Origin of the sequence: Bacteroides caecigallinarum (assembly GCF_021530995.1) — a bacterium.
GTDB classification, from domain to species: domain Bacteria; phylum Bacteroidota; class Bacteroidia; order Bacteroidales; family Bacteroidaceae; genus Phocaeicola; species Phocaeicola faecigallinarum.
Genome location: NZ_JADYTF010000269.1, coordinates 1 through 663, shown reverse-complemented (window position 1 = coordinate 663; position 663 = coordinate 1). Strand labels below are relative to the sequence as shown.

Genomic DNA, 663 nt, shown 5'->3' with positions numbered 1-663 from the left:
CCCTCTTTTTTCAGATGTCCTGAAATTTGTTCCGGAGACCATCCTTTCCCTTTTAGTAACTTTATGGCAAGCTCCAGCACCCCAGGTTTTATTGCTGTGTTGCGTACTATTCGCTCCCTCTTTTCACGGGCCATTTCATCAGCCTGTTTGGGATTATACCTACCGGTCTTTGTCCTATTACGATTCAACTCACGTGAAATGGTGGATGCTGAACGTTTCTTTTCAGGAAGAGGATTACCGGAGGATATGGCTGCTTCCTCTTCAATACGGTTTAATTCGTCTGCTATGGCTTTTAATGAAAAACCATTTTGGCGCATGGTAGAAATTGTGTACCTTTGCGCAAGGGTTAATTGATTGTACATAAGCAATACAAAGTTAATTAATCTTGGGGAGACTTCGGTCTCCCTTTTTGTTTTTTTGCATTGCCACAGGGAAAGGTTTTCTTAGCCATACGTACCTCCTAAAATAATGAAAGCGGGGCTGAAATCAGACTGCCTCGCTCCTTTACACTATTTCAGTGTGGTACATGAATCTATTGCTTGGTCGAGTTGCTCCTCAGCAGAGCTCGCCTCCTCTTTGATCCACGAGGCAAAGTTAACACTTTCCTCCTTGAATCTACTACTTTTAAAGACCAAAACGTTGCACTTCGTTTTGGAATCTACA

Annotated in this window: 1 protein-coding gene; it reads right to left on the bottom strand. The window is 42.7% G+C overall.

Annotation, left to right across the window (positions count from 1 at the left end; genetic code table 11):
- Positions 1 to 362 (bottom strand): helix-turn-helix domain-containing protein (locus tag I6E24_RS16545; protein ID WP_235329811.1); only part of this gene is annotated, 362 nt, incomplete at its 3' end.
- Positions 363 to 663 lie beyond the last annotated feature (301 nt).